The following is a 2986-nucleotide window of genomic DNA, read 5'->3' as shown; positions in this document are numbered from 1 at the left end:
TATCTGATCCATATCGCCTATACCACCTGGCACGGCGCGAAGGCCCCGCTTGACGCGGCGGCGCGCCCGCGCGGCCGGGCCTTTTTCGACGGGGCGCGGATCAACCTTGGCAACCCCAAGTCAGTTTTATTCGCCGCCTCGGTGCTTGTCGTGATATTCCCCAAGGGGCTGAGCGCGACCGAGATCGCCCTGATTGTCGCCAATCACGCGGTGGTCGAGTGGCTGTTTTACGGCATCTTCGCCGCCCTGCTGAGCGGGGCAACGGCGCGCCGGGCCTACCTTGGCGCCAAGCGCGACCTGGACCGGGCGGCGGCGCTTGTGATGGGCGCTCTTGGATTGAAACTTTTACTGGACAGGTGACACCGATGAGCGATTGGCTTCCGCATGAAAAAGGCTTTCACGTCAGCTGGGATCAACTGCACCGCGATGCGCGTGCACTCGCCTGGCGCTTGCAGAATGATGCCCCCGAAGGTGGCTGGCGGGCGGTTGTGGCGATCACCCGTGGCGGCATGGCCCCGGCGATGATCGTCGCGCGCGAGCTTGATATCCGCATCGTCGACACGATCAGCGTCAAATCCTATGATCACCAGACCCAGAGCGAACCACGGGTGATCAAATCGCCGGATATGGAAATTGTCGGCGACGGGTCCGGGGTGCTGATCATCGACGATCTGGTCGATACCGGACGCACCCTTGAAGTGGTGCGCGAACAGATGCCAAAGGCGCATGTGGCCACCGTTTACGCCAAGCCGATGGGCCGCGCACAGGTACAGACCTTTGTTACCGAGGTCAGCCAGGACACATGGATTTTCTTCCCCTGGGATATGGCCCTGCAATACGTGGAACCTTACCGCGGCAAGTAACCCGCCCGACAAGCCCCCCAGCCATCCCCGGAGATAGCCAATGTCCCTGCCCCGCACCGCCCGCACCTTCAGCCCTCCCGTGATGGAGGCGCGCCGCTGGCTTGACGGGGTCACCTTCCCTGCCGACCGCCCGCTGATCAACGTCAGCCAGGCCGCCCCGGTCGAGGCCCCGCCAGAGGCCCTGCGCCGGGTCGTGGCCGAAGCCGCGATCGAGCGCCCCGAGGCGCATCTATACGGCCCCGTCCTTGGCCTGCCCGAACTGCGCGCAGAAGTGGCCGCGCAGTGGAGTGCGACTTACGGCGGCGCGCTTGAAGCGGCCCATGTCGCCATCACCTCCGGCTGCAATCAGGCGTTTTGCGCGGCGATCACGACACTCTGCGCCGAAGGCGACGAGGTGATCGTGCCGACGCCCTGGTATTTCAATCACAAGATGTGGCTCGATATGGCCGGTGTCCGCTCGGTTCCGCTCCCGGCGGGGGCCGAATTGCTGCCCGATCCGGATGAGGCGGCGGCGCGGATCACTGACCGCACCCGTGCCATCGTGCTGGTGACGCCCAACAATCCCGGCGGGGTCGAATATCCGGCCGATCTTGTGCGGGCCTTCTTCAATCTGGCGCGCTCTCGCGGCATTGCCCTGATTGTCGACGAGACCTACCGCGACTTCGATGCGCGCCCCGGCGCGCCGCATGATCTTTTCCACGATCCCGACTGGCATGACACGCTTATTCAGCTTTATTCCTTTTCCAAGGCCTACCGTCTGACCGGGCACCGTGTCGGGGCCATGGTGGCAAGCCCCGCGCGTCTTGCCGAGGCGGAAAAGTTTCTTGATACGGTCACCATCTGCCCCAATCAGCTTGGCCAGATCGCGGCCCTCTGGGGGATGCAGAACCTTGGCCAATGGCTTGCGGGCGAGCGCACCGAAATCCTCGATCGGCGCGCGGCGATCCATGACAACATGCCCAGGCTGGCCGATCAGGGCTGGCGGCTTTTGGGCTGTGGCGCCTATTTTGCCTATATGGTGCACCCCTTTGCCCTGTCCTCGGATCAATTGGCGCCAAAACTGGTGCGCGAGGCGGGTATCCTGCTGTTGCCCGGCACCATGTTTCAGCCCGAAACGCATACCTCGGGTCAGCGCGAATTGCGCGTTGCCTTTGCCAATCTGGACCGGGCCGGGATCACCACGCTGTTTGACCGGCTGGCCGGGCTGCGCTGGCCCCTTGCCCCGGCGGGTGGCAACGCGTAGACAGTCGCCCAAGCGCGGTTTTACGAGAGACTGACAGGGGGTCAAATGGCGGGCAAAGGCATCACGAAAACACTGGTCTGGATCCTGATGGGCCTCTTGGTCATCGGGCTTGGCGGCTTTGGCGCCACCAACCTGTCGGGCACTGTCCGCAGCATCGGCGCCGTCGGCGAAACCGATATCGACATCACCACCTATGCCCGCGCCCTGCAAAACGAAATCAGCGCGCTCGAGGCCGAACGTGGCGAACCCATCAGCTTTGCCCGCGCACAGGCGCTTGGCATCGACCAGGCGGTTCTTGCACAGCTTGTGGCCTCTGCCGCGCTGGAAGACGAAACCGCCCGTATCGGCATTTCGATCGGCGATGAAAACCTGCGCGATCAGATCGTCCAGATTCCCGCCTTCACCGGAATCGACGGATCGTTCGACCGCGAGGCCTATGCCTTTGCCCTGCAACAGGCCGGGATGAACGAGGCCCGCTTTGAAAGCAACATCCGCGCCGAGACCGCGCGTACCTTGCTTCAGGCGGCGGTCGTGTCGGGCGTTCAGGTGCCGACATCCTATATGGATGCGATGCTTACCTATCTGTCAGAGCGCCGCAGCATCGCCTTTGCAACGCTTGATCGCAGCGATCTGGAAACCGGTCTCCCGGTGCCCTCAGAGGACGACCTCACGACCTATCACCAGACCCACCTGCCCGATTTCACCACGCCCGAAACCAAAAAAATCACCTATGCCTGGATCACACCGGCGATGATTTTGGATACGGTCGAGGTTGACGAAACCGCCCTGCGAGAGGCTTATGCGGCGCGCGAGGCGGAGTTCAACCTGCCCGAACGGCAGATCGGAAGAGCACACGTCTGAACTCCAGTCACGTGGCCTT

At 63.3% G+C, this 2986-nt stretch carries 3 protein-coding genes; all 3 read left to right on the top strand.

Annotation, left to right across the window (positions count from 1 at the left end; translation table 11 throughout):
* A partial coding sequence (locus QZ522_RS18830) for a LysE family transporter (RefSeq protein ID WP_294615250.1) occupies nucleotides 1–360 on the top strand: 360 nt, incomplete at its 5' end.
* 5 nt (nucleotides 361–365) lie between these two features.
* Entirely contained in the window at nucleotides 366–863 is a 498-nt protein-coding gene (gene gpt, locus QZ522_RS18825; protein ID WP_294615247.1) for a xanthine phosphoribosyltransferase, read from the top strand.
* A 40-nt stretch (nucleotides 864–903) separates the two neighbouring features.
* On the top strand, nucleotides 904–2106 hold the full coding sequence (locus QZ522_RS18820) for an aminotransferase (protein ID WP_294615245.1): 1203 nt from the start codon (nucleotides 904–906) through the stop codon (nucleotides 2104–2106).
* The last annotated feature ends 880 nt before the right edge of the window (nucleotides 2107–2986 follow it).

It is taken from the genome of uncultured Roseovarius sp., from assembly GCF_913054395.1.
Classification (GTDB): domain Bacteria; phylum Pseudomonadota; class Alphaproteobacteria; order Rhodobacterales; family Rhodobacteraceae; genus Roseovarius.
Note: the sequence above shows the minus strand (reverse complement) of the source record. Positions and strands in the feature narration are given on the sequence as shown.